Source organism: Pseudanabaena sp. FACHB-2040, from assembly GCF_014696715.1.
In the GTDB taxonomy this organism is placed as follows: domain Bacteria; phylum Cyanobacteriota; class Cyanobacteriia; order Phormidesmidales; family Phormidesmidaceae; genus JACVSF01.
This window is the reverse complement of record NZ_JACJQO010000010.1, coordinates 150,492-175,551: the sequence shown is the minus strand read 5'-3', so window position 1 is coordinate 175,551 and position 25,060 is coordinate 150,492. Positions and strand designations below refer to the sequence as shown.

Sequence of the window (25,060 nt, the reverse complement as noted above, 5' to 3'; positions counted from 1 at the left end):
CCGAGCTTAGGAGGCACTGATTGGCGACTTGCCGCTGTTGATCTGCAACTCTCCCCATTGGCAGGGTGCGTTTCCCTATAGAACCCGATAGTCTTGCTGAAATTAGTGCTAAGCGTACCAGGGGACACGACTAGGTATGTTAAGACTAGGGCAGGCGGGGCTTGCTCTTGCCGTCTGAGGTCTTGGGTTACAGACCGCAACCTCAGTGAGTACCCTAGTTGTATGAGACCACGATTGTAAGGAAACGGTCATGGGGTTATTTGATCGAGTTAGTCGAGTGGTTCGGGCCAACCTGAACGCAGCAGTAAGTTCAGCCGAAGATCCAGAAAAGATTTTGGAGCAGGCCATTATTGACATGCAGGAAGATCTGGTGCAAATGCGCCAGGCGGTTGCCAGCGCCATTGCCAGCCAAAAGCGGGTACAGCAGCAGTATGAGCGAGCGCATACAGAGTCGGGCAACTGGCAGCAGCGGGCTCAGCTAGCGCTGCAAAAGGGCGATGAAGCGCTGGCTCGTGAAGCGCTGGTGCGGCGGAAGACCCAGTCTGAGACAGCGGCGGCGTTAAAAGGCCAGCTAGACCAGCAGGCAGGTACGGTCGATCAGCTTAAGCGCAACCTGATCGCTTTAGAGAGCAAGATCTCTGAGGCCAAAACCAAGAAAGACATGCTCAAGGCTCGGGCCAGTGCGGCCAAGGCCAATGAGCAGCTACAAAACACAATGGGCCGCATGAGCACCACAAGTGCCATTGGGGCTTTTGAGCGCATGGAGGAAAAGGTTCTGCAGATTGAGGCTCAGTCGCAGGCAGCAGCAGAACTGGCTGGCGCTGATCTAGAAAGCCAGTTTGCCGCGCTAGAGGCTGGGGGCGATGTCGATCTTGAGCTAGAAGCCATGAAGGCCCAGCTTTCGGGTGGTTCTGTGGGTCAGGCCTCGCTGCCTGCTAGTGAAGAACCTGCCGCAACAGCACCCCAAGACGTAGCCGTAGACAAAGAACTTGAAGAACTAAAGTCTCAGCTAGATCAGCTGTAGGGCGATTAAGTTTTTCAAAGTCTCTATTTAATAAATTTCAAGCATCCCCAGGTCTGTAGACCTGGGGATTTTTCGTAGGAATATGCAATTCCTGGTGGGGTGCACTAGCGAAGCCATACCCGAGGGGCTATGGGTTTGCACCCAGGGCACATGGCGCTGCGCACAGGTCCAAACTGAGGATATTTTGCTGGGCAATGGGTAGGTGAGCGTGCAGAATGTCTCCTCAAAAAATGCGCTTAGAGATCGCTGCACTTGCTATAAGAGAGGAGATACCCCCGAGAGGTTAGGTTATGCAGATTGCTAAACGGATGGAGCCGCTTCAGGCGAATGTTTTTGCCGATATGGATCGGGCTAAGGCTCAAGCGATCGCAAATGGCCAGCAGGTCATTGACCTCTCTCTGGGATCCTCCGATCTGCCAACCCCTCAGCACGTACTAGATGCGATCGCAACTGCTCTGCCCGACCCTCAGAGCCACGGCTACTGTCTCTTTTCCGGCACCCAGGCATTTCGGCAGGCTGCCGCTGATTGGTATACCCGCAAGTTCGGGGGAGCTGTCGATCCTGAAACGGAAGTGCTGCTGCTGGTCGGCTCTCAGGAAGGCACGGCCCACCTGCCCTTGGCCCTGCTCAACCCAGGCGACTTTGCCCTCCTGATGGACCCCGGCTATCCATCCCATGCTGGTGGGGTATACCTAGCTAGCGGCCAGATTTACCCGATGCCGCTGCGAGCCGAGGACGGCTTTTTGCCCCGCTTTGACGAGATCCCCCTAGCGGTGCTAGAGCAGTCTCGCCTCATGGTCTTGAGCTACCCGCACAATCCCACCACCGCCTCAGCGCCTCTCAGTTTTTGGCAAGAAGCCGTAGCCTTTTGCCAACAGCACAACCTGGTGTTGGCCCACGACTTTCCCTATGCCGATGTCACCTTTACCGGCAAGCCCGCCACCTCTGTGCTCCAGGCCGACCCAGATAAAACTGTTTCAATCGAATTCTTCTCTATGTCCAAGTCCTACAACATGGGGGGCTTTCGCATTGGTTACGCTATCGGCAACCCAACTATCATTAGGGCGCTACGCCAGGTCAAGGCCAACGTAGACTTCAACCAGTATCGAGGCATTCAGCGGGGTGCGATCGCAGCCCTCAACGGCCCTCAAGACTGCGTGCAGCAGACCGTCAACACCTTCCGCCAGCGCCGCGATGCCTGTGTTCAAGCCATGCAGCAGATCGGTTGGAACGTGAGCGTCCCTGAGGCCACGATGTATCTTTGGGCCAAACTCCCAGAACCTTGGGCTCAAGACTCAATCGATTTCTGCACCCGTCTAGTGCAGGCAACAGGGGTAGCAATGGCTCCCGGTCGAGGCTTTGGTAAAGCTGGAGAAGGCTACGTTCGCATTGCCCTGGTATATCCCCCAGAGATACTGACAGCCGCAATTGAAAAAGTTGCTCAGTTCTTAAATTTGAGGAATAATATGCCTTTCTCCGGAACCCAGTCTTGATGGAACCCCTACCTCCATCCTTAATACCTTCACAAAACCGCATCCTGCTAGTAGAAGACGACTACGCCAACCGGATGTTTTTCTCAGAATACTTACGCTACTGCGGGTATCAGGTTCTGGCTTTGTCAGAGGGCTTAAATCTGTTTCTACACCTCAAGGAATTTCGGCCTCATGTCTTGGTGCTAGACCTATGCCTGCCAGAAATTGACGGATCTACACTCATTCAACAAATCCGCTCCGATGGCGACTGGCAGCACTTGCCCATCATCGTAGTGTCAGGGTACGCCTTTGATGCCGACCGCGAAAAAGCAGAAGCTTTAGGCATTCAGGCGTACCTGGTCAAACCTATCCGGCTGCAGGAACTGGTTCAGTCGGTCGCTAGATACTGCGCCTTATAAGGTTGAACCGGGCGGGTCTCCGGGTTCCTCTTCTGACAAAAACTTTTCTACGTCACGGGTTAACGCCTGAACAGAATGGCCGATATCCGCCAAAGAAACTTCTAGTCGTGACGACACCATCATGGCCGATTGCAGCTGGTTCAGAATCACTCTGACCTGCTCTCGATATCGGTCCTCAAACTCTCTTCTTTCCATAGGACTTTAGGTAATCAACAATGACGACAAGGAACTGTCTGTAAAAAAAGATACTTTAGTTCTCTTTCCTATTCCGCTAAAAAATGCTTTACTCAGGTAATCTTTGCATAAAAGGCTAGTTTTTTTAAGCTTCGAAATCAGTTATCAATAGCACTTAAATTAAAAGTAAATATACGGACGGAAATACAACTAAAATTCAGCCATAAAGCGGAGGACTTAAGAATAAAATTCTGCGCAAAAAATTCTCTCGCTAATCTTCTTGCTAAGCTACATAGCATTCCCAAGTGTTATGAGATACCTCATGACGACCGCGCCTAAGCCACAGCTCGGTTCGGTTTTCCTATGGTTACAGATCGGCAAGCCAATCCGCTGCTAGCTCCGTTTCTCGTTATCCTAGAGGTCGCAGAGATGTAATTGCTATATCGTTTGTGGACTCGATCGCCCCGGCTCTAACCCTAATTCATAACCCCGAGAAGCTTGAGGCACGACTGAAGGAGATCCCCAAGGAGCCAGGGGTTTACTTCATGCGCGATGCCCGCGACCAGATTTTGTATATTGGCAAGTCCAAATGTCTGCGATCGCGTGTTCGCTCCTACTTCCGCGACACCCACGGACACGCGCCCCGCACCGCCATTATGGTGATGCACATTGCAGAAATCGAGTTCATCGTTACCGACACTGAGGCCGAGGCGCTGGCCCTAGAGGCCAACCTGATCAAGCAGCACCAGCCCCACTTCAACGTGCTGCTGAAAGATGACAAAAAATATCCCTACCTCTGCATCACGTGGTCTGAAGACTACCCCCGCATCTACATCACCCGCAAGCGGCGCAAAAGCCTTAAAGACCGCTACTACGGCCCCTATGTAGACGTCGGGCTGCTGCGGAGCACGCTGAATCTAGTCAAGCGAATTTTTCCGCTGCGGCAGCGGCCCCAGCCCCTGTTTAAAGACCGCGCCTGCCTTAACTACGACATCGGGCGCTGCCCTGGCGTCTGCCAGGAGCTGATTTCCCCCGAGGACTACCACAAGATCGTGCAGCGCGTGGCGATGGTCTTTCAGGGGCGAACGACAGAGCTGGTGGATGTGCTCACCCAGCAAATGGAAAAAGCAGCAGAAGACCTTAAGTTTGAGCAGGCTGCCCGCCTGCGCGATCAGATTAAGGGATTAGAGCGGCTGTGCGCCGACCAAAAAGTTGCCCTGCCCGACGATACCGTGTCGCGCGATGCGATCGCACTCGCAACCGACGAACAGCACGCCTGCATCCAGATCTTTCAGGTGCGGGCCGGACGGCTGGTAGGGCGGCTAGGCTTTGTTGCCGATGCCCAGTCGGGTACCCTCGGCGAAATTCTCCAGCGGGTTTTGGAGAACCATTACCAGAGCGTAGATCCGGTAGAAATTCCGGCAGTCATCTTGGCCCAGCACGAGCTGCCTGAGGGCGACATCTTGGCTGAATATTTAAGCAGCCGTCGGGGTCGCAAAGTTACCGTTGAAGTGCCTCAGCGCCAGACCAAGGCCAACCTCGTGGAAATGGTCGAGCGCAACGCCCAATACGAACTGGCCCGCACCCAACAGTTTGCTGACCGCAATGCCCAGGCCGTGCTCGATCTGGCAGACATGCTCGACCTGCCCGACCTGCCCCGCCGCATTGAGGGCTATGACATCTCCCACATTCAGGGGTCTGATGCCGTAGCCTCCCAGGTGGTCTTCGTCGACGGACTGCCTGCCAAGCAGCACTATCGTCACTACAAGATTAAAAATCCCGAGGTCCGAGCTGGGCACTCCGATGACTTTGCCAGCATGGCCGAAGTCATTCGCCGCCGCTTCCGCCGCTATGCCGCCCACCCAGAAAAGCGGCGGCATGGCGATCCTGATTGGCCTGATTTGGTGATGATTGATGGCGGTAAGGGGCAGCTCTCTGCGGTAGTTGAGGTGCTGCGAGAACTCAACCTGCTGCAAGAACTTAAAGTCGTTAGCCTAGCCAAAAAGCGTGAAGAGATCTTTCTCCCTGGTGAGTCTAAGCCTATAGAAACCGAAGCCGAGCAGCCGGGAGTGCAGCTGCTACGTCGCCTGCGCGACGAAGCCCACCGCTTTGCCGTCAGTTTCCACCGCCAAAAACGCACCGATCGCATGCGCCGGTCCCGGCTCTCAGAAATTCCGGGCTTGGGCCAGCACCGCCAAAAGGAGCTGCTAGCAGCCTTCCGCTCCATCGACTATATCCGAGAAGCTTCACCCCAGCAGCTAGCGACCGTTCCTGGCATTGGCCCCCACTTAGCGCAGCAGATCTACGACTATTTCCATCCCGCCACAGAAACAGCCGATGAACCCGCCTGAACCCAAGCTGACGGTGGCAGAAATTGATCACCTACTGGCTCACCTAAACCCCGGAGAAGCCACATCCACCTCAGCTGCCGGCATTTCGTCTGCTTTTCCGGATCGCCTGCGGCGGCTGATGGAGATTTACTGCGTGGTAAAAACTGGAGGGGTGGAGGTGCAAACCGAAGCCGCCCAAGCCCACCTAAAACGTGAACTGGCCAATCTCGAAGCCGAACTGGCAGAAGCAGAAATACACGCTCCAGACAGCGCCCAGATCGCCATTTTGCACCAGGAAATAGAAGATCTGCGCCGGTCAGTTCACTGGCGGTTGACCCGGCTAGGCAGCATTGATCCTGACGAAGCAGCAGCTGTAACTGCTTGCCTAGCAAAAATTGAGCAGCAGCTCTCCCAGCCCCCCAATTGGGAGGGGTAGGGGGGGTAGAGGAACAGGGGCGACAACGAGAGGCAAATGCCTAGTGTCTTGTGCAGGGGAAGGCTGATACTCTGGAGATGTTCAGAAACCTAAGATACAAGAACTATCTTCTCCATCCCCCTCATCTTCTCCATCCCCCTCATCTTCTCCATCCCCCTCACCTTCTCCATCCCTCTCCCTGCGCCTCCCCTCTCCCCCTGTCCCCCATGATGAAGCGCATCCAAGCTACTGTTCACGGCACCGTTCAAGGTGTCGGCTTTCGCTACTACACCCAGCAAGAAGCGCTCCGGTTGGGCGTGACGGGCTACGTCCGCAATTTGCCCGACAGTACCGTCGAAATTGTCGCTGAAGGGACAGACTCGCAGATCCAGGCTCTCCTGGCTTGGGCGCATCAGGGGCCAGCGGCGGCTCGCGTCACCCGTGTAGTTGTGGTTGAACAGGCGGCCTCCAGCAGTTTTCAAAACTTCTCTATCGAACGCTGAGGGCCAAGCCTATGCCTGGAAAAATTGTGCAGATCAGTGTTTCCCAGGGAGGCGTGCCCAAGCTTCCCGTTGTCGCTGCGCAGGTTTCGGTGGCTGGGCTATCTGGAGATCGCCAAGCTAATCTCAAGTTTCATGGTGGCCCCGACCGAGCAGTTTGCCTGTGGTCGCTGGAGGTGATCGAAAGCTTGCGGCAAGAGGGTCATGCGATCGCACCTGGCAACGCCGGAGAAAATGTCACCGTTACCGGGCTAAATTGGTCTGAAGTTAAACCAGGCACCCAGATTCGTCTGGGCGAAACAGTACTGCTGGAAGTTACCGACTACGCTCAGCCCTGCCGTAAAAATATGCGCTGGTTTGCTGATCGTCGATTCAGCCGTATCAGCCAGACTCACTACCCCGGCAGCAGCCGCGTCTATGCTCGCGTTTTGGTAGAGGGCGCGATCGCAACCGACGATCCGGTAGAGCTAGCCGCAAAAGCCACCGCATCTCTAGAAATGTGAAGGTGAGCAGGTAAATAAGCAGTGAAGTTGGCCCGCTTTCTACATCAGTGGGGCCGATTTGGGAACGCTAGGGGCGACCTCATCTTTCCGTAACCTGTTCTCGGAAGGGTGTAGTCCTGGCTTGAACCCTGCCGTAACACCCCCAGAAAAACACCTATGGGTATTTTTATATTCCTAGTTGCGGTCGTCCTGCTTGTGGGCTTCATTGTGATGGATGCTTACAATCGCCTGGTGACCCTCCGCAACCGTTACCAAAACGCCTTTTCCCAAATTGATGTGCAGCTGCGACGACGCTACGACCTGATTCCCAACCTGGTGGAGTCGGTCAAGGGCTATATGAAGCACGAGCGCGACACCCTAGAAGCGGTGATCGCCGCCCGCAACAGCGCCATTAGTGCCAACCGCCAAGCTGCTCAAGACCCCAGCGATCCTCAGGCAATGCAGCAGTTATCCAGCGCAGAAGCCGCACTTACCGGCTCTTTGGGCCGCCTGTTTGCTCTCTCAGAGGCCTATCCTGACCTCAAGGCCAATGAAAACATGGCCCAACTCATGGAGGAACTGCGCTCCACCGAAAACCGGATTGCCTTTGCCCGTCAAGCCTTCAACGACTCGGTGACGCTTTACAACACCAAGCGTGAGGTCTTTCCCAGCAACCTCGTTGCCAGCAGCTTTAACTTCCGCTCAGCCCAGCTACTGGAAGAAAGCCCGCCGGAGGTCAAGGCCGTTCCTCGCGTTTCCTTTAGCTAGGCCCTAGCTACGTCTATGAACTTCTTTGAACATCAAGACGAGGCGCGCCGCAACACGAACCGTCTGGTGCTGTTGTTTGCCGTTGCGATCGCAACCATGATCCTGGCTTTCTACACCGTGGCGCTGCTGATCCTGAGTCAGGGATTAGGTCAGCAGATGGGCTGGTGGCAGCCCGACTTGCTAGTGCTGGTTGCGATCGCTACCCTAGCCATCATCGGCTTTGGCAGCCTGACTAAAATGGCCCAGCTCAAGGGCGGCGGCAGCGTCGTAGCCAGCAGCCTGGGCGGACGGCAGCTCAGCCCCCAAACCGATGACCCAGCTGAGCTGCAGCTGCTCAACGTCGTGGCTGAAATGTCGCTAGCCGCAGGCACGCCGCTCCCTGCCGTGTATCTGCTGGACCACGAACCCGGCATTAATGCCTTTGCGGCAGGCCACTCGCCCGATGATGCCGTAATTGGGGTAACGCGGGGCTGTCTCGACCAGCTCAACCGTGACGAGCTGCAGGGCGTGATCGGCCATGAGTTTAGCCACATTCTCAACGGCGATATGCGCCTTAACCTGCGGCTGATCGGGGTGCTGCAGGGCCTACTGATGATTTATATTCTGGGTCGGTTAGTTTTGCGGGTCGGGGCCGAGGTTCGCATCGGCAGTAGCGGCAAGCGAGACAAGGAAAGCCTCAACGTTGCCCTGCTCGCAGGGCTAGCCATGATTGGCATTGGCGGCATTGGTCTGGTCTTTGGCCGTTTGATCAAAAGTGCTGTCTCGCGGCAGCGAGAGTTTCTGGCCGATGCTTCGGCAGTGCAGTTTACGCGCAATCCCCACGGCATTGCCGATGCTCTGCGCAAAATTGGTGGCTACACCAAAGGCTCTGAGATTGCCGCCCCCCGCGCCGAAGAGGCCAGCCATTTATTTTTTGGCGAAGCCTTGTCGGGCCTGTCCTTTATGGGCGACTTGTTTGCCACCCATCCACCGCTCAAAGATCGGATTCGTCGCTTAGGCGGAACTGGGGTAACTGCAGTCGCCTCAGGCTCAGGCCCCACGCCAATGCCCCAATTTCTGGCCGAGATTGCCGCTCCCGATACCGGGGTCATGGCGCTTCAGGGGGGTGCTGGCCCGTCAACGGCTCCTGCCGTAGCCCAGTCGCCTGAAGCTTTTATAGCGGCAGTAGGCACCCTCAGCCCACAAAATCTGGCCTCGGCTCATACGTTTCTCAAGGAGTTGCCAGCAGAAATCGTTGCGGCACTGCGACAGCCCGAAGGTGCGATCGCACTTATCTACGCCCTCCTACTCGACACCAAAGCTCCAATTCGCTCGCTTCAGATTGCGATCTTAAAAGAGTCTGACCTGGCAGTCGTTAAGACGGTGGTGCAGCTGGCTGATTTGCTAAAAGCGGTGGATACGCGGCAGCACCTCTCGTTAGTTGACCTCGCAGTGCCAGCCCTCCGCACGCTAACAGCTCAGCAGTGCAGTGCCTTTTTTAACAAAATCAAGGCACTAATGCGAGCAGATAAGCAGCTCTCGATCTCAGAATACGTGCTGCAGCTGATTCTGCAAAAGCGGCTACGGCCCCACTTTCAAACTGCTGTAGAACAGCCCCAAGAAATTGCCTCGATTGACCTGATTTGGTCAGACTGTTTAGCGATTCTTTCGGTGCTGGCGCGGCTGGGTCACAAGAATGCTCAAGATGCCACCTATGCCTTTAAGTCGGGGCTATACCGACTGCCAGGGGCTAAAAAGCGAGTGCTGCCCAATGATCTGCCCCCAGTAAAGCTGTACGACTTGGGCCAAAGCTTGAGCCGAGTTGGTCAGGCGGTGCCTAAGCTCAAGCAGGCCGTGGTAGATGCTTGTGCTCATACGGTGCTGGTAGATAACGATGTCACTCCCCGCGAAGCAGAGCTGCTACGGGCAATTGTGATCACGCTTGATTGCCCCATCCCGCCTTTTTTAGAGGCAATCCGGTATAATTGACGATTGTGTCAATTGCGTAGACTAACTGCTGGAGATTATCATGGGCCGTAAATGTGACCTGACTGGCAAGGAGGCAAATAATGCCTTTGCCATTTCTCACTCTCACCGCCGTACCAAGCGTTTGCAACACGCTAACCTGCAAGAAAAGCGAATTTGGTGGCCTCAAGGTAAACGTTGGGTAAAGCTGCGTATTTCTACAAAAGCTATCAAAACGCTTCAAAAGAAGGGCCTGGAAGTCATGGCCCGCGAGGCAGGCATCGATCTCAGAAAGTACTAGGTTTCTTCCATGTCCAGCACATGGAATGCCAAGTTTCTGTAAATCGTTGCGATTTGGCGGCACCCCCCTCCGAAAATATCCGTATAATTTCAACCCTTAGAGCTTGTCCTATTTTGAATGGGACGCATGTTCTAAGGGTTTTTAGCATGTCCGTAGTCTAGAAACCTAAGTTAAGCTAGCTGCATCACTTTAGCGGCATCACTCTTTTTTACATCAAGGGTAAACTGTACTGAGTGAGTCTACGGATTGTCTAAAAGCGGTAATTCCTAGGGTTGTGTGTCATGCCTTTTGGTTTGTACATGATGGCTTTTAGGGCAAAACTGGGTAGCCTACCCTAGATACGTCTATTACCGTGTCTTCACAAACGTGAAGAAAATTGGCACAATTTCTCTGGTGTTCCCTGTCAGTAGCGGTATCCCTTTTCACAGGGAGTCTGCTTGAGTCAATCCAGTTCAGCTCTACAGGTTCTAAATAGAACTGCCGCTGTCCTCTGCTGTCTCTTAACAACCTTGTTGTCAAAGGTGCGTAGGTTTTTTGCTGCCGCCCGAATTGCTCATTGGGATATTTGGTTTTATAGGGCACTGCCATGTCTTCTCTAAATCGTCGTCTTCGTCGTCTCACAAAGCTTCCCCGCTTCTGGGCCAAACGCTTAATGGTCGGGATTTTGAGAGTACTGATGATCTCAAATCGTCCTGATCGACTAGGCAGAACTGGCTTTGTACTGCCAACAACGGTGCTGCTGCTGTTGGTCGTTTCCCTATCGGCCGGGGCACTGACCTATCGCGCCTTTAGTCGCAGTGACCAAGCTATTGCCCAACGTGAGCAAAGGGTAATTACCAACGCTGCCACGCCTGCAATTGACCGGGCCAAGGCAAAGCTTGAGTATCTTTTCCAGCGAGATGATCGCTTTCCGGGCAGTCTGCCTCCCAGTGATTTTCTATCGGCCATGATGAGCCCGACGGGCAATGCCACTCTGGGTGTAACGGCCAGAGGAGAAGATGTTTACACGCTGCCCGACGAAACCCGGATGGACATCAACGGGGACGGCACTATCGACAATGCCTGGTTCTTTAGAACTGACATCAATGGAGACGGGGCGCTCGACGACAATGAGGTCGTTGCCTACTCCATCTTGATGGATGACGATGCTACTCCACCCGGCAAGACTACTAAGGTTGGGGTATCTGACGCGGTCAGTGATGATAAGGCCAAGGCTTTGGTAACTCGTACTGGCCCGGTTAGTAGCTCCAGGCTGACTAACAAGTGCCGCGCGGCTCGCTCTCCTGAATCAGGTTGGCAGCTAGTGAACCGCTCTACAGACACACTGCAGAAAAACTTCCAGGTAAACGCCTTTGTGCTCAACCGGGGAGCCGGTTCTGATGTCAATCGCACAGCCCAAACCCTAGAGTTTCAGCAGTCGCGTGAAGCGGCTCGGGGCAGTAAGTGGGGAGCCTGGTTCCGCTACGACCTAGAGGTTTTTCCCGGTCCTGAGTTTAAGTGGAACGGGGCGATGCACGCCGCCAGTAACCTCTTTGTGCAGGACAACTTCAAGGGCTACATGATTAGCTCGAACGAGTCCTGTATTTACAGTCAAACTGCCTCTGAAATTACCTTGGGTGAAGACGGTTCAGACTTTACCGGGCAATTTGTTCGGGGCACCTCAAAAACCAACACGTTTGAAAGGCTCGAGGACACCCCTGAGTTTCACTTCTATAACGATGCTGCTTTTCCAAAAGTGGGCGGCGATGGCTTGCAGTTAGCTGACAATGAAAATGCTGCATCTGATCGAGATTCTGTTAGGCCCAGAGGTGGGGCAGCAACAAGTGTACAAGATATTGCAGTTAACCCTATTAGACTATTTACTGAGGGCATTTCCAGAAGTATCAACCCCGCTACTTGGGAGCGCGACCCTGCTTGGGAAAACTCCCAAGCAGTAGCCCGTGGGCGGATATACAACAAAAGCGAGAGAAAGCCCTTCGTTGATGACTTCTTCCGGGCAGACAACCGTTGGGGTCCCAAACCTGAATATAAGGACTTTGACCTGCGTGAGGAATACACTAACAGGGGGATTACCCTAGGAACCCCAGTTGAGAATGCTGTTTATCCCGGTTTGGCAGATGGAGAAGGGTTAGACGGCTACTGGGAGCGTCAAGCTATTTCCACGGGTCTGCGGATGATTGTGGGGCAGCGGCTGGAACTGGGCAACACCTTTGGTTGGAATGTCGATCCCCGTCCTACATTATTGCCCGGTGGACTGCCTAATCCAAACGTAGGTAAGCCGGTCGCTAATATCGACCCTCTCTACCCACCCAACGCAGCCGCAGGGTCCGGTGCTGCTCGCCCGACCACCGCTGGCAATAATGCTGCTCAAAAAACCTATCCAGGGGGCATCCATGAAGTCATTCAACGGAAGTCGCTGAGAGATAACTTGGCTGCTGTCCAAGGCATGGCTGTGTACCATTACCTGACCAATGATGGAGCATTCCCTCTAGCCTGTGTTGCAACGACAGCACACCCTGGCACCCGAAAAACTGTCATCGACAGCCGTACCTTCAATCCTTGGGCTTCAGGCGGCGTAAAAACCGACTTCTTCAAAGGTGAAGGGACCAATGGTTGGGAATTTAAATACCATCCCGACTTTGACACACCAGGTGAGTTTGCGAGCCAAGTTGTAGCTGGTGCACCTTTAGGAATTGCTTTAAGAAACCTTGCTTACTTCGCGGGTGATCCCAAAGGGGGTGCTCCTTCCTTTGAGCCAATTCAAGATACCTATGTTCACCCTTTCCCCCAGATGTCTATGTGGGGAGACTTTTCACCCCTACGACGCATCATTGATGCTGGTGGCCTAAATAGTGCTACTGCCTTTAATGCCCTTAGCCCTGCTGATAGAGCCACGGTGCATACCGCAGCTTGCACATTAGGCATGCTGGCTTACAACATTGATAAAGAGGCTCAAGATTACTTAACACTAAATAACTACACGCCTCCGTCAAGCCTGCAAAACGTGACGACCAAGGTTGGCAATATGGTCAATGACCTTATTACCTACATGACAGGAGGGAACATAAGCACAGCAACAGAAACTCGCCTCCAACAGCTTGGCTTCAATCGGGCTGGCTGGCTAGCCCGGTGCGGCACGTACACTCCTGCTACTTTCTTAGGTGATGCAGGAGGAGCAGGAGCGGGAACCGTAGCTTGTGGAGCAGCTCAATACTTTGCAACTTTTAGGCTAAATGATTGGCTCTCAATCTCGAGCACAAGACCGGCAGGCCAGCAGCTATCTGCAGCTGAGGTTCAGGATCTAATTGGGGTCGCGACAAGAGTTTCCCACCTCGACTCCTTAATTAGAGACCGCGAACTAGGATTTAGAAGAGGAGTCACTCAAGAAACCCTCAACCTTACAATCGGTACCCGACCAGTAACTTGGAATTCCACGACAAAGTACACCCAGCTAATAGCACCCCAAGGAACTGGAGGGAATCAGTCTGTTTTTACAGTGAAGTGTGACCCTAACATCTTCCGCTCAATAGGTGCTGGTGGAGGCGGTGGTAACAATAACGTGGTTATGGCTGGTTTGCTTGCTTGTAGCGAAACAGGATTAGCTGATGTCCGATATCCCTCTTTGTATTACCTGTTCCCGCTTGTAAACCACGACCATGATGGGGGTGGTCTCCATGCTCAACCGGGTGGCAGCGAAGCTGTATTAGATCAGGACCCTGAGGAGTACATTACTCAGCCGTACATTCAAACTGAAAACGCTGGTGTTGAGCGCTACAAAATAGTCAGGAAAGGTACTGATCCGACTGACACCATTTCTGTTCTTAGAGGTGTGCAGCACATCGCCTCCGTACCTGCCTCAATGGACCTGACGGGTTGGGCATTGCCTGTCACATCTATTACACAAACACTGACAGCTCCAGACGAGCTAACCAGTGGCCAGCAGCCTCAAGCCTTCCGTATCAGCGTTAATCGCCCTGCTCCTGCTGCTCCTGCTGGTGCCACTGTTCCCTTCCTTGATAAAGGCATATACGACGGTCGCGAACAGATGAGTGTTCGAGTCCTCGACATAAACATTGGTCTGCTTGCCTCAACCTCAAACGGTGCTGACACCTGGTTGTCCGACGACCCGACCAAAAATGCTGAGGGCATTGTCTATGCCTACAGGGAAGATGCGGTGCGAGAAGATGAAATCGTTAGGCCCAAGGCAGCGGCAGCGACAGCTGCAACATGTTCTAATCTCGCTGCTGTCACTAGCCCAAGACAGTTCAATCTAGAAAATGATGCTAACTGTCGAATGACCGTTATTCCAGGTACAACTCCAATTCTCCAAGACCCACCGCTCACTCCTTGGAAGATTAGCCTCAAACCAGTTGACTACTATCCTGATCCAGAGCGCCGCCCCCATGGGTTCCGCTTCCGAAACGGAGCAGATATCAGTGCTGGTAAAACTCGTAGAACAGGGATGACCTTTGTCACCGATAACTCTGTTTACATTCTTGGCAACTTCAACCTCCACAGTTCCAACGGCACTGTTGGCAACATTTTAGAGGAGTTTACAGACAGGCTGTTCAACGTAGACTGGGGCCCCAACGACTTCTATGCCGGCAGTCGGACTGAAGGCAAGCTAAACACCACTAATTTCGCCAACGTCACTGTGGATCATTGGCGACCTGTTGAAATCCTGGCTGATGCAGTCGGAATACTCTCTGGGAGGTTCAGAGATGGCAACATTGGCGATACTTTCGTCATGCCCACCCCAACTGTGGATCGTGGGGGCACATATTCCTACCAAAACCAAAACCGGCCATATTTCGAAACTAATAACGTCTTTAACGCGGTCAACTGGATTCAGGAAAATGAGTGGACTGCTAGTGCTGAAGGTACTGCTACGGGTACTGCCCCCGACGTTGAAAGACTAAACCTACTAACCCCCGTCTGGATTGACCGTAACGGCACGTACCAGCTGAAAGCCCCTCAAAACGCTCCCGTTTTAGGTGGAGTTAACGAATTTACCTCGTTTGGTAATAAGCCACTGCGGATCAGGAACTTGATTGAAGGTACGACTACCTTTGTCAACACCACTATCGTGAGTGGGTTAGTACCAGCCCGGCCTAATCAAGCCTATGGCGGGTTCCACAACTTCCCCCACTTCAATGAAAGCTGGAAGAGCGGAGCTAACAGCGAACATCCACTTAATATCGCGGGAGCATTTCTCCAGCTCGACTTCAGTACCGCTTCTACCGCACCCTTTGACCAGGATGCTTGGGAACGAGGCGAAAGGCCAGTAGCCGACGAATTCATCAGCTACTACGAGCCGCCTGGACGTCGATGGGGTTATGACGTAGGCCTACAGTACGTACCGCCTGCTCCGGTGTCCCGACGCTTTGTCTCCTATGGCACCCCCCGCAGTGAGTACTACCGCGAAGTCCCCGTTGACGACCCTTACAACAACCTGCTGCGCTGTGGCCGATACCGAGATGGCGGTAACTTCGTCCCCCTCTTCCCCAATGAAACTTGCCCTGCCTAATCGCATCTAACCTCGGGAGGTGATAGACCGTGTCAAATGCCAAATCTGCCCAACTGTTGCAAAGACTGACGGCTCGGCTGCTCAAAGCTGACCCGACCCTGCCATCGGGCCTCCCCGATAAGGGCCTAACCCTAATTGAGTGTCTAGTCGCAATTGTGATGGTGTCTCTAGTTATTGGCACGGTCGCTCCCGCCCTAGTGATTAGCACGGCCACCCGCATTCAAAGCCAAAAGACCGAGCAGGCCCTCAAAGTTGCCCAGGCCGAAATTGACCGGGTGCGGACCATCGTAGAACGCGGCACCTATGAAACCGTAGAACTACCCCAGTCCACCCCAGTTACCACTGAAAACAAAACCGCAGTGAGAGGCAGCCAGTACGTGATTGAATACCCTGAATCGGTAGATGGCCCTCAAGTTGGCAATCTGCGCGATTCAACTACTGCCTATACCGGCTTAGGTCCTTTTGATGCCCGGCGAGTCGATGTCAATGGAGACGGCAACCCCGACCTAGCTGTCCAGGTCTACCGCAGCCCTGGTCGGCTCAGACCAGGCTCCAATCTTCCCGTAAATTTTGTTATGGGCGTGCGCGTCTATGACATTCAGGCATTTGAAGGAGGCAACACCGGTAATTTGCCTGTTGAGCAGAGCCGGGCAGCAATGACGGCAGGCGAAGGCGATCGGCGCAGGCAACCCCTGGCAGTGCTTTACACCTCCGTCGCTAAAGGAGACGTAACCAACTCCTACTGCGACTACTTTACATATCTAGGCTCAACTCCCTCGGCTAACTTTAGATGCGACTGATGCCCGTCGTCCTGTCCTCCGTTCTGGCTTTTCAATCATGGCTTCATCACCTTTCGCATTTCGGCTTTACCAAACGCTGCTACAAAAACGGCGAAGTTCACGGGGCGGGTTTACCCTAACCGAACTGCTAGTTTCTATAGTCATTGCTGGAATTATTATTTCTAGCCTGCTGTTCCTAGTTGTGGAAATGCTGAGGGCCGACCAAAGCGAAGCCGTCTTGAACCAGACCCAGCAAGACGTAAACAACGCAATGGATTACATCAGCCGCGAACTCCAAGAGGCGGTGTTTGTGTACCCTAGTCAGGCAGACATGGATGCTATTACTAATCAGCTGACAGATTTGCCTAGAGGCGGATCTTTTCCGCCCACACCCGTTGTAGCTTTCTGGCGAATCGACCCGGTTGATAATGCAGCCTTGAAAACTCTACGTACTAACAGCAGCAACTGCACCACAGGAGATATCGCTTTCAGGGCAAACTGTGAACTCGTCTCCTTGCGACAAAGCACCTACACGCTGGTTGTGTACCTGCGACAGGGAAATGACCCTAACGGCATTTGGGCAGGCGATGCTCGCATCCTTCGCTACGAATTTCCCCAGTTTAGAAATTTAACGACACTGGAAGAACGAACTGGCTTCACCGACCCAGCTCCCAGTAACTTTGAAGCTCCAACGGTTGCTAACGGCAATCAGGGTTGGAAAATCAAAGCAGGTGCAACTACAACCGAGGGCAATCCGCCTGCTGTTTTGGTCGATTCAATAGATGCTAATACTCCGCCTGCTAGCCTCCCAGGTCTACCTGCTTGTGATACAGCTGCTGGCTATCAGCGCATTCCCAGTGACCCAACAGTGACTAGCTTCTTTGTCTGCGTTCGAGATCCTGTTTTATCTACAGATGAAGAGCTTGCTCTATCCATTGAGTTGGGCGATGAGGAAGTTGCCCGAAACAACCAAGACTTAATTGTCTACCTCAGAGGCAATGCAACTTCTAACAGAGCGGGTCTATTCACCACTTACAACGAAAACAGTCGTCTGCCCACGTTAGAGTCTCGCATCTTAGTACGAGGAATCTTAGACAAGAGGCCATAATAGTTTTGCCATCCATTGCTGTAAGGATGAAGTCTCATGAACCGCTTTAAGTCAAGACAAAAAGCATCCACCAACGGGGGCTTCACGCTAATCGAGGCTCTAATCGTTGTTATTATGGTCGCTATCCTCATGGGTATTGCCGCGCCGGGCTGGTTTGCCTTTGTTAACCGCCAGCGCATGAAGACAGTGCAAAACGACCTGACCGAAGTCTTTAGACAAGCCCAGACCAATGCCGAACAGCTTCGCAGCCAGCAATTTGTCACTATTGACACAGCAGCAGACGTGCCCACGGTAAGGGTCAATGGTGCGCCCCAAGTCTTGGGCAGTGGCAACATCAACCCCGGATTTATCACGCTGTCTTCAAACATAACGCCTGCCACCATTTCCTTTGACTACCGGGGCATGCCTGTAGAAACAGCAAGCATTCCTTTCGTGGTCAGAATTCGACCTGATGGGGCAGGGGTGCAGCAGTGTGTAATTGTCGCCAACCTACTCGGCAGCATCAAAACTGCGTCAAATGCCCAGTGCGATAACGTGACTGCCGCATCAATGAGAGCTGAGTAATTGGCAGGGTTCCATTAGGGTGTGTTGTCGCCTTGGCGCAACGCACCTATTTTGTCGATAAGACTTGCCTTTTAGGAGATTTGGTGTGTCACGCGCTGCGATGACACACCCTAAGAATTTGCCCGTTGATTTCTCAAATTAGGCGATATCAGCCCACTATAGTGGCAGCCTAGCAGATGGGTAGCGCTGGAGGTAGCGCAACACATCGCCAGGGTCCGCCTGCACCAGCAGGCCGTTTTCAGGAATTTCGATGACGCGGCTCCACTCAAACTGTTCGGCATAGCCAAGGTGATGGAGACTTGCGATCGCACCCCGCGTATCCCCCTCAGACCCCACTAAATACAGCCGTAACCGCCTCCGCCGAGGCCGCACTAAAGGAATTTGAGGCACAGCAGGCTGAGCCGCCGCCCCCAAAGTAAACGTCTGGGGAGACGACAAAAAATATTGAATTTGCAGCATGATCAGGGGATTCCTTCAATTCAATGGGTAGGAATCCCCGAATCCTGGGTTCCCAAGGACATGAGCGAGCAGCAGGGCGGCTAAAATTAGCACAGCCCACGCGACAGCCAGATTCTGTCGTTTGGGTCAGCTGCCGGTTTGTGTTGGTCGCACTTGCCGGTAGCGTCGATCCAGTTTTCGGGGAAAAGCAAGCTGCGAGACACAGCTATGAGGATTGATATTAGTCCATCCGATCCTCAAACACAAGTCACGATTTACACAAAAAAGGCTTTCGCGAGGAAGGGTAGGCTCTCTCATGCCCGCCCTTCCCACAAACTGATTTGCACACTAGACCTCTTGCTAGCGCTTATACCAGCCAGTTAGCGCCAGGGCTAGAGCGTCGGCCGCGTCATCGGGTCTGGGAATTTTGTTAAGACACAGTTCACGGGCTACCGCTTCTTGCACCGAGGCCTTATCAGCATTGCCATACCCCGTCAAAGCCTGCTTCACCTGGGCAGGCGTAAACTCCATCAGCGGAACCCGGTACTGAGCTAGCACCAGCATCACCACCCCGCGAGCTTGTGCAACCAAAATAGTGTTTCCCATCCGGTAAAAAAACATCTTTTCAATCACGACCAAGTCTGGGGTGACCTGCTTCATTAAGCTGTGCAAATCATCGTAGATCGTGCACAGCCGCTCCCCAATATCAGTCTTGGCAGGCGTTTCGATAATGCCAAAATCCAAAACAGAAGCCCCTGCCAACGACCCAACGGAGCCCGCAGAGGCTTCAATCACCCCGAACCCTAGAATTGCCAGACCTGGATCAAGTCCTAAGATTCGAGTTGTCATAGCGTATTAGCGAACACCCATCGGCTGACGGCCATTAGCCGCTGCTGCCGCATCCGGATCGGCCAGCTCAAATACCTGGCAAAAGACCTTCTCGACCTTATGGCCAGAGTCAATCGACTCTAGCGGGTCTTTCCGCAGTCGGTGTCGCAGGCAGAGGGTAATAACCCGGCGGATGTCGTCTACCGTCACCTCAGTACGACCTTCGTAGGCGGCTAATGCTTTAGCGGCTCGGTTAGTCACAATATCGCCACGCAGACCGTCTACATCTAGCTCAGCGCAAATTTGGGAAATTTTGACCCGATAGTCATGGTCAAGAGCGACTCCGCCCAGCCTTTCTTGAGCGCTAACCAGTCGGTGCTGCAGTTCCGTCTGCTGAGCCTGGTAAGTGTTCAAAAATTCCTGAGGATTGCGGTCAAACTCAGAGCGCTGCTCTACAATCTGCACCCGCAGCTCTGGATCTTTGACGGTACGAATTTCGGCGTGCATGCCAAAGCGGTCGAGGAGCTGAGGGCGCAGCTCTCCCTCCTCTGGGTTGCCAGAGCCAACCAGCACAAACTGAGCCGGGTGACGAATGGAGATACCTTCGCGTTCGACCGTGTTCCAGCCAGAAGCGGCCGAGTCTAGCAGTACGTCTACCAGGTGATCGTCGAGCAGGTTCACCTCATCGACATAGAGAATGCCTCGGTTTGCCTTTGCCAGCAGCCCCGGTTCAAAGGCTTTCACCCCTTCTGAAAGAGCCTTTTCAATATCGATGGTGCCGCAGACTCGATCTTCGGTAGCCCCTAGGGGTAAATCGACCATCGGCACCTTTTTCTTGGCTAAAGGCAGTTCGGTAACGCCTCGTTCTGCCAGCAGATCTGCATCTTCAGGAGCGCGGTTGAAGGGGTCATCGGCCACGATATCGATCTCTGGCAGGAGGTCAGCTAGGGCCCGGATGGTGGTGGACTTGCCGGTGCCGCGATCGCCCATGATCATGACTCCCCCAACTTTGGGGTCGATCACGTTGAGCAACAGCGCCAGCTTCATCTCTTCCTGGCCAATCACGGCAGTAAACGGAAAGACTGCACGGCGGGGCGCAGGGGTCGGGGTAGGAGAGGCTGCAACGGTAGGATTCACGGGCGCTTCTGACAGTAACAGTATTTAATGACTGTCTTCCATTTTGCCACACTGCTTCCCCTCCAACCCCAGATGCCTACAGGGAGAGCAGCTCATCTAAGGCATCTAGCGCCTCACACTGAGATGGATCTCCCCTATCAGCCTTAGCCGCAGTGGGCGGGTCGGGCATCCGACGAGAGGGTGAGGCCGCTAGGGGAGGGGCGGTATCGGTAGGCAGCCGCCCATAAAGATAGTCGTCGCAGTAGCGGCGAAACACGGCTTCGATAGCGGCACGGGCATTTTTTAGCCCCCACTCAGCAGCGATAGATTCTGCCTTTTCTAGCACGTCTCGGCTGAGCCTTACTTTGTTGTCATGCATAATTGGGTATCACTCGATAGCAGAAATAGCCCCCGCACGTTGGCAAACTGGGGGTCGCCCATGACAGCGAATAGATTTCGGCCTACTAGCCGATCAGAGATTAGGTGAGAGCCGCCGCCAGTAACCAAAAAGCGGGTGACTCTAGGCATGAAAGGCGTAAATTGGGCCTTAATTGTCTGAAAAATGCCCTTAAACCATGGGTCGAGGTACTCGTCTAGCCAGCCTGTCCAGCCCAGTCCAGTATCGGCATAGAGGTGACCCACTCGGAAACCGTCCATCACAATGCAGGGGTCGGCTGTGGTGCCTAAGGCATCGCTCAAGCGACGGTCGAAGCTGATGGCGGTTGCCAGTTCGTAGGTGCCGCCCCGGTCCATGATGTTTTCGTCGATGACTTCGCCATCGGCGTCTACCAGACGGGTCAGCCAGGTGCCGCCCCCAATATCAACGACGATAGTGTAGCCCGTATCAGGGATTAACCCCTGCTTCTGGGCATAGTGGTAAGCGCCCATGCCTTCGCGTCTGACCTGCACCGACTCGACCATCACCCGAAAGTCGAGGCCATTGCGCCGAAATTCATGCGGCCCTACAAGCTGCTCTTCGATCTCAACTGCATTGCGGCCCGGATCGGGGGTGGAGATGTAGAGCTGGAGCGGAAACTCGGCTACGGTTTCGGCAATCGGCTCTAGGCAGGCATAGAGGTGGAGTCGGGCCAGCTCCACTTTGTTTTCGATCACAGTTTGCTGCTGGCGGCGGTATTTATATGCCTGGGCTCCAAAGTGGTAGCGGCGACCATCGGGCAGCTCAATCAGCGGCGAGGCTTCAGAGTAGCTGACCGCATCTCGGCCTCGGGGCAACTGGTAACGAACCGAACGAATCGCTTTAGGATGACCGTTGCCGTCAAAAAACTTAAGGTCATAGTTCCCGGCATCGAGGGCCAGGGTGCGAGGGATAGGGCTGGGGTCGGGGGCTTGCGATCGCACAGAGCGTCTGGTTTTGGTAGCCGGGGTCATAGAGTTACCTCAACGGGGCTTTAAGCAGAGTTGAAATGAGCGCCTAAACGGGGCAGCAGCAGGTATGGGCACCTTTGTCCCCGTTGGTACACGTGAACTATATCATGAGTTCAAAAGTACTGGTCGAATTTTTGTAAAGAACCGCTGCTAAAGCAGCCACCAGACTCCGTATTAAGAAACACATCACGCTGTCGCTGGTACTAGCCCACCGGGAAATCTACAGAACAGACAGGCTTCACTAACAGCAAACCCCTATTTCCGTTATTGATGTACTTTGAGCCGCTATGCCAGCCCTAAATCACAGCCTAGAACAACAGATCGTCGCCGCCGATGGCCGCTATTTAACACCAGAAGAACTGCGATCTTTAGAGAACTATGTCAACAGCTACGCTCAGCGGCTAGAGACCTACCAAAAGATCAGCCAGCACAGTGATGCTATGGTGCTAAGTGCTTTGAGAAAATTTGCTCGGGTGCATCCCGAAATTATTCAGCAAAGTGCCAAACGCTGCCAGTATGACATGAGTGAAGTGCTGCGCTATATTGCTCTGTCTATCTTGCGAGATGACGAATTTCTATTTTTAGAAAAGGTCATGTTCTGGCTAGATACCGTGCTGCGAGCCCACCATAAACAAGTGGCCTGCTCCAAAGCTTATCAGTATCTTCAAGAAGCTGTTGATGAGACACTAACCCCCGCTAACAGCAGCCTGATCCGCCCCTACATCAGCATTGTGCTCAACTCTCTTCAGCCCTACACCTGAATCAGCAGCAAGTGCCCCTCATAATCTCACGGGTTACGGGTCAAACTGCCTGGCTTTAGAGCTGGGAGGTGATACTGCTTGACTCGTGACTCTGTTTCCCCTACGCCGTGCCCCCTCTAACGGCTCTAGATAGCCCCACCCAATCGTGGTTGTCCAGCTTTGAGGAAGACCTTAATTATGAATTACACCCAAGAAGTCACTGTCAGCAGGCACTCTTCCCGAGAGGAGCGCAAAGCAGCCCTTTATCAAATCTATGTCCAGGTGCTAGAGCGACAGCCCTATGCCTTTGAGCGAAAGCAGCTAGTCAAAGCAGAAGACGATTTTCTGCACGACAAAATTGGCGTCAAGCGTTTCTTAAAGGCACTGGGCCATTCAGCAGTTTACCTTGATGAGTTTTACCATGGTTCGTCAAACCTAAAGTTTTTAGAGCTTTGCTTTAAGCACTTCATGGGACGAGCCCCTCGGGACCGCCAGGAAATGCGGCTCTATTGCGATATCCTCATGCGCGATGGTGTACAGGCCCTGATTACCTACATGATTGACTCTGAGGAGTACCGAAAGCACTTCGGCTGCTTTACAGTCCCCTACTCTCCCCAGGAGGAAACCTACGGATCTCCCAAAGCCTACCTAGAAACCTTTATCCTGAACCGTGAACTGCACGGTCGTCGAGGTAAAGTACTGCCGACAATGCTTTGGCACGAACTGGGCCTGACTTGCGACGGAGGAAACTGCCGTCTGAAAAACAGCCTAGCAGCACCCACCCAGCCCCCGGCCCGATCTCAGGGCGACTTTCTGCAGATGCTGCGGTCTATGAACCCATCGGATCTAGAGCAGATCGCCTCTGCCCTCTCTGCCGATCAGCGAGAAAAACTGCGCCAAGCTTTGATGCAGCCAGCGTAATTCTAAGCCGCTGGAGCGATTCTAGAGCGGTTTCTAATCTTTATCCCCCCTACTTATCAATTAGAAGCAGGGGGGATGTCCGGTTTAGAGGCTGTCTAAAAAGTCATTTTCAGCCCCCTTATGCTAATTCTGAAAAAAGTGCTGCGGATAGGAAGTGGGAGAGTGGATAGGTAGATAGGTGAATGAGTAGCGGCTATTTAGAGAATTGGCATTACTCGCTCAAGACCTCAGAAGTCCCCTGAAGCAGGGGACTTTTCATCCACCTTCCTCTACCCTATGGATATGCACCCATAGGGTTATAGAAAGAGAGAGCAGTAAACTATGCTACTTCTCAAATAGTCTCTTAGCTTCGCTTAAAAAGTTCTTAGTTTAGAGACTACTTCATAGCTTCTGAGCCCCGTAATGCTTAATCAACTACACGAAGTCGCCCTTGATGAAGCGCATCGTGAACCCGATTGATTAGAGCAGCATCCTTGGGGCTTAGAGTTTTCTTGGCGAAGGTTGTCATGATTAAAGTCTGGTCATTTCGGGTAATACGCCGAGTCGACAGAATTTTCTCAATGGTTTGCTCAAGGGTGGTCATGGTTGTGCACACTGATTACGTGACGAAATAGGAAATGCAATAGTTTGTTGACCGGGAGGCACCCTAGATATACCGATACGGCTGGCACTTCTTTAATCTAAAAAAAAGTTTCCATCACAGCATCGGTGCTCTAACGTATTTCTTTATAAAGCCAAAAAACAACTTGCTACAGATAGAGAGCAGTTTCAATTAGAAGCAGCAAGTTCCTGGGCAAAATTACTGAAGCATCTGCAGAGGATAGCGATGCTGATACAGCCGTTTTCGGGTAAGTACAATACTTCTCTGAATTGTACTTGCTCTTTAAATTTCCCTTTCTTAATGCCCGGAGGGCTATCTTCTGGGGAGGGTTCAATCTTTCCCAAGAATTGGGAGCTGGGGGGCCGAAAACCGCTGCAACCGAAATAACTCAAAAAAATAGGGAGAGCGACTGCTCCCCCTATAAGCTAATTCCTTTCAAACTGAAAATCTAAACCGCAGCCAGTTCGGGCGTAGGCCGCTTGCTGCTGCGAATGCTTTCGATAGCCGTTGCGTAGTCAGGCGCATTAAAGACCGCAGATCCAGCCACAACAGCATTGGCTCCTGCCTCTAGCACCTGCCAGGTGTTGTTGGCCTTGAGTCCGCCGTCTACCTCAATCCAGGGGTCGAGGCCGCGCTCGTCGCACATCTGGCGCAGAGCCCGAATCTTAGGAAGGACGCCGGGGATGAAGCTCTGCCCTCCAAAGCCGGGGTTGACGCTCATGATCAGCACTAGATCGCAAAGCTCCAGCGCATACTCGATTAGCGATAGGGGGGTGGAGGGGTTGAGCACAACACCTGCCTGCTTGCCCAGTTCCTTAATTTGGCCTAGGGTGCGATGCAGGTGGGGAGACGCATTGTGCTCGGCGTGAACAGAGATGATATCGGCTCCGGCTTTGGCAAAGCCTTCTACGTACTTCTCTGGCTCCACAATCATCAGGTGCACATCTAGCGGCTTTTGGGTGACCGGACGGATGGCCTCGACAATCAGGGGGCCGATGGTGATGTTCGGTACAAACCGACCATCCATGACATCCACGTGAATCCAGTCCGCGCCTGCCTGGTCGACAGCCCGGATCTCGTCGCCCAAACGGCTAAAATCAGCCGACAAAATGGAAGGTGCAATAACAGTGGACTTATTGGATTTGGCCTGGGTCATGGTGAGCGAGTTCTCCTGTCATCAGCATGTGTCTATCGTAACAAAACCTTAAGTTTTTCTCACATTT

At 53.3% G+C, this 25,060-nt stretch carries 23 protein-coding genes; 16 read left to right on the top strand and 7 right to left on the bottom strand.

Going from position 1 to position 25,060, the window contains the following annotated elements; genetic code table 11:
- Window positions 1-250 precede the first annotated feature (250 nt).
- The 3 genes from H6G13_RS13485 (at window position 251) to H6G13_RS13475 (ending at window position 2,915) form a co-directional block, all read left to right on the top strand.
- On the top strand, window positions 251-1,024 hold the full coding sequence (locus tag H6G13_RS13485; protein WP_190483730.1) for a PspA/IM30 family protein: 774 nt from the start codon (window positions 251-253) through the stop codon (window positions 1,022-1,024).
- A gap of 290 nt (window positions 1,025-1,314) precedes the next feature.
- Entirely contained in the window at window positions 1,315-2,517 is a 1,203-nt protein-coding gene (locus H6G13_RS13480) for an LL-diaminopimelate aminotransferase (protein WP_190483729.1), read from the top strand.
- Entirely contained in the window at window positions 2,517-2,915 is a 399-nt protein-coding gene (locus H6G13_RS13475) for a response regulator (protein WP_190483728.1), read from the top strand. The genes H6G13_RS13480 and H6G13_RS13475 overlap by 1 nt, the downstream gene beginning before the upstream one ends.
- Here the strand turns inward: H6G13_RS13475 and H6G13_RS13470 are convergent.
- The gene (locus H6G13_RS13470; protein ID WP_190483727.1) at window positions 2,910-3,110 is read right to left on the bottom strand and encodes a hypothetical protein; all 201 of its coding nucleotides are present in this window, start codon (window positions 3,108-3,110) and stop codon (window positions 2,910-2,912) included. The genes H6G13_RS13475 and H6G13_RS13470 overlap by 6 nt on opposite strands.
- A 428-nt stretch (window positions 3,111-3,538) precedes the next feature.
- On the opposite strand from H6G13_RS13470, the gene uvrC reads away from it, so the two are divergent.
- The 11 genes from uvrC (at window position 3,539) to H6G13_RS13415 (ending at window position 17,807) form a co-directional block, all read left to right on the top strand.
- Window positions 3,539-5,440, top strand: coding sequence for an excinuclease ABC subunit UvrC (uvrC, locus tag H6G13_RS13465; RefSeq protein WP_347277476.1), 1,902 nt, complete (start codon window positions 3,539-3,541; stop codon window positions 5,438-5,440).
- Window positions 5,427-5,855, top strand: a complete 429-nt coding sequence (locus H6G13_RS13460; protein WP_190483726.1) for a hypothetical protein — start codon at window positions 5,427-5,429, stop codon at window positions 5,853-5,855. Before uvrC ends, H6G13_RS13460 begins: the two co-directional genes overlap by 14 nt.
- A gap of 209 nt (window positions 5,856-6,064) precedes the next feature.
- Window positions 6,065-6,337, top strand: coding sequence for an acylphosphatase (locus H6G13_RS13455; RefSeq protein ID WP_190483850.1), 273 nt, complete (start codon window positions 6,065-6,067; stop codon window positions 6,335-6,337).
- Between the two features lie 11 nt (window positions 6,338-6,348).
- Entirely contained in the window at window positions 6,349-6,837 is a 489-nt protein-coding gene (locus tag H6G13_RS13450; protein WP_190483725.1) for an MOSC domain-containing protein, read from the top strand.
- A 156-nt stretch (window positions 6,838-6,993) separates the two neighbouring features.
- Window positions 6,994-7,584 (top strand): LemA family protein, encoded by a 591-nt coding sequence (locus H6G13_RS13445; RefSeq protein WP_190483724.1) that lies wholly within the window; start codon window positions 6,994-6,996, stop codon window positions 7,582-7,584.
- A 15-nt stretch (window positions 7,585-7,599) separates the two neighbouring features.
- Window positions 7,600-9,552 (top strand): M48 family metallopeptidase, encoded by a 1,953-nt coding sequence (locus H6G13_RS13440; protein ID WP_190483723.1) that lies wholly within the window; start codon window positions 7,600-7,602, stop codon window positions 9,550-9,552.
- A 40-nt stretch (window positions 9,553-9,592) separates the two neighbouring features.
- Complete coding sequence (gene rpmB / locus H6G13_RS13435) at window positions 9,593-9,829, top strand: 50S ribosomal protein L28 (protein ID WP_190483722.1); 237 nt, start codon at window positions 9,593-9,595, stop codon at window positions 9,827-9,829.
- Window positions 9,830-10,415: 586 nt separating this feature from the next.
- Window positions 10,416-15,356 (top strand): hormogonium polysaccharide biosynthesis protein HpsA, encoded by a 4,941-nt coding sequence (hpsA, locus tag H6G13_RS13430; protein WP_190483721.1) that lies wholly within the window; start codon window positions 10,416-10,418, stop codon window positions 15,354-15,356.
- A gap of 29 nt (window positions 15,357-15,385) precedes the next feature.
- Window positions 15,386-16,156: a type II secretion system protein gene (locus H6G13_RS13425; RefSeq protein ID WP_190483720.1), complete on the top strand. Its 771-nt coding sequence runs from the start codon at window positions 15,386-15,388 to the stop codon at window positions 16,154-16,156.
- A 37-nt stretch (window positions 16,157-16,193) separates the two neighbouring features.
- Entirely contained in the window at window positions 16,194-17,243 is a 1,050-nt protein-coding gene (locus H6G13_RS13420) for a prepilin-type N-terminal cleavage/methylation domain-containing protein (protein WP_190483719.1), read from the top strand.
- Between the two features lie 36 nt (window positions 17,244-17,279).
- On the top strand, window positions 17,280-17,807 hold the full coding sequence (locus H6G13_RS13415; protein WP_190483718.1) for a prepilin-type N-terminal cleavage/methylation domain-containing protein: 528 nt from the start codon (window positions 17,280-17,282) through the stop codon (window positions 17,805-17,807).
- Window positions 17,808-17,963: 156 nt separating this feature from the next.
- Here H6G13_RS13415 and H6G13_RS13410 read toward each other — a convergent pair whose 3' ends face one another.
- The 5 genes from H6G13_RS13410 to H6G13_RS13390 all read right to left on the bottom strand — a co-directional run bounded on the left by H6G13_RS13410 (window position 17,964) and on the right by H6G13_RS13390 (window position 21,578).
- Window positions 17,964-18,266 carry a hypothetical protein gene (locus H6G13_RS13410; protein ID WP_190483717.1) on the bottom strand — a complete coding sequence of 101 codons (303 nt, stop codon included), beginning with the start codon at window positions 18,264-18,266 and terminating at the stop codon, window positions 17,964-17,966.
- A gap of 339 nt (window positions 18,267-18,605) precedes the next feature.
- Window positions 18,606-19,094, bottom strand: coding sequence for a crossover junction endodeoxyribonuclease RuvC (gene ruvC / locus H6G13_RS13405; protein WP_190483716.1), 489 nt, complete (start codon window positions 19,092-19,094; stop codon window positions 18,606-18,608).
- Between the two features lie 6 nt (window positions 19,095-19,100).
- Window positions 19,101-20,210 (bottom strand): magnesium chelatase ATPase subunit I, encoded by a 1,110-nt coding sequence (gene bchI, locus H6G13_RS13400; protein ID WP_190483715.1) that lies wholly within the window; start codon window positions 20,208-20,210, stop codon window positions 19,101-19,103.
- A gap of 76 nt (window positions 20,211-20,286) precedes the next feature.
- Window positions 20,287-20,568, bottom strand: a complete 282-nt coding sequence (locus H6G13_RS13395) for a hypothetical protein (RefSeq protein WP_190483714.1) — start codon at window positions 20,566-20,568, stop codon at window positions 20,287-20,289.
- On the bottom strand, window positions 20,550-21,578 hold the full coding sequence (locus H6G13_RS13390) for a ParM/StbA family protein (RefSeq protein WP_190483713.1): 1,029 nt from the start codon (window positions 21,576-21,578) through the stop codon (window positions 20,550-20,552). Before H6G13_RS13390 ends, H6G13_RS13395 begins: the two co-directional genes overlap by 19 nt.
- A 284-nt stretch (window positions 21,579-21,862) precedes the next feature.
- Between H6G13_RS13390 and H6G13_RS13385 the strand changes: the two genes are divergently transcribed.
- Window positions 21,863-22,336 carry a phycobilisome protein gene (locus H6G13_RS13385; RefSeq protein WP_190483712.1) on the top strand — a complete coding sequence of 158 codons (474 nt, stop codon included), beginning with the start codon at window positions 21,863-21,865 and terminating at the stop codon, window positions 22,334-22,336.
- Window positions 22,337-22,513: 177 nt separating this feature from the next.
- Entirely contained in the window at window positions 22,514-23,236 is a 723-nt protein-coding gene (locus H6G13_RS13380; protein WP_190483711.1) for a phycobilisome rod-core linker polypeptide, read from the top strand.
- A 1,049-nt stretch (window positions 23,237-24,285) separates the two neighbouring features.
- Here H6G13_RS13380 and rpe read toward each other — a convergent pair.
- Complete coding sequence (rpe, locus tag H6G13_RS13370) at window positions 24,286-24,993, bottom strand: ribulose-phosphate 3-epimerase (protein WP_190483709.1); 708 nt, start codon at window positions 24,991-24,993, stop codon at window positions 24,286-24,288.
- Window positions 24,994-25,060: the final 67 nt, after the last annotated feature.

Excerpts from the sequence above, each read along its gene's own strand:
- H6G13_RS13485 (WP_190483730.1), top strand. The coding sequence starts at position 251 with ATGGGGTTATTTGATCGAGTTAGTCGAGTGGTTCGGGCCAACCTGAAC.
- H6G13_RS13480 (WP_190483729.1), top strand. The coding sequence starts at position 1,315 with ATGCAGATTGCTAAACGGATGGAGCCGCTTCAGGCGAATGTTTTTGCC.
- H6G13_RS13475 (WP_190483728.1), top strand. The coding sequence starts at position 2,517 with ATGGAACCCCTACCTCCATCCTTAATACCTTCACAAAACCGCATCCTG.
- H6G13_RS13470 (WP_190483727.1), bottom strand. The coding sequence starts at position 3,110 with ATGGAAAGAAGAGAGTTTGAGGACCGATATCGAGAGCAGGTCAGAGTG.
- H6G13_RS13460 (WP_190483726.1), top strand. The coding sequence starts at position 5,427 with ATGAACCCGCCTGAACCCAAGCTGACGGTGGCAGAAATTGATCACCTA.
- H6G13_RS13455 (WP_190483850.1), top strand. The coding sequence starts at position 6,065 with ATGAAGCGCATCCAAGCTACTGTTCACGGCACCGTTCAAGGTGTCGGC.
- H6G13_RS13450 (WP_190483725.1), top strand. The coding sequence starts at position 6,349 with ATGCCTGGAAAAATTGTGCAGATCAGTGTTTCCCAGGGAGGCGTGCCC.
- H6G13_RS13445 (WP_190483724.1), top strand. The coding sequence starts at position 6,994 with ATGGGTATTTTTATATTCCTAGTTGCGGTCGTCCTGCTTGTGGGCTTC.
- H6G13_RS13440 (WP_190483723.1), top strand. The coding sequence starts at position 7,600 with ATGAACTTCTTTGAACATCAAGACGAGGCGCGCCGCAACACGAACCGT.
- rpmB (WP_190483722.1), top strand. The coding sequence starts at position 9,593 with ATGGGCCGTAAATGTGACCTGACTGGCAAGGAGGCAAATAATGCCTTT.
- hpsA (WP_190483721.1), top strand. The coding sequence starts at position 10,416 with ATGTCTTCTCTAAATCGTCGTCTTCGTCGTCTCACAAAGCTTCCCCGC.
- H6G13_RS13420 (WP_190483719.1), top strand. The coding sequence starts at position 16,194 with ATGGCTTCATCACCTTTCGCATTTCGGCTTTACCAAACGCTGCTACAA.
- H6G13_RS13415 (WP_190483718.1), top strand. The coding sequence starts at position 17,280 with ATGAACCGCTTTAAGTCAAGACAAAAAGCATCCACCAACGGGGGCTTC.
- H6G13_RS13410 (WP_190483717.1), bottom strand. The coding sequence starts at position 18,266 with ATGCTGCAAATTCAATATTTTTTGTCGTCTCCCCAGACGTTTACTTTG.
- ruvC (WP_190483716.1), bottom strand. The coding sequence starts at position 19,094 with ATGACAACTCGAATCTTAGGACTTGATCCAGGTCTGGCAATTCTAGGG.
- H6G13_RS13395 (WP_190483714.1), bottom strand. The coding sequence starts at position 20,568 with ATGCATGACAACAAAGTAAGGCTCAGCCGAGACGTGCTAGAAAAGGCA.
- H6G13_RS13390 (WP_190483713.1), bottom strand. The coding sequence starts at position 21,578 with ATGACCCCGGCTACCAAAACCAGACGCTCTGTGCGATCGCAAGCCCCC.
- H6G13_RS13385 (WP_190483712.1), top strand. The coding sequence starts at position 21,863 with ATGCCAGCCCTAAATCACAGCCTAGAACAACAGATCGTCGCCGCCGAT.
- H6G13_RS13380 (WP_190483711.1), top strand. The coding sequence starts at position 22,514 with ATGAATTACACCCAAGAAGTCACTGTCAGCAGGCACTCTTCCCGAGAG.
- rpe (WP_190483709.1), bottom strand. The coding sequence starts at position 24,993 with ATGACCCAGGCCAAATCCAATAAGTCCACTGTTATTGCACCTTCCATT.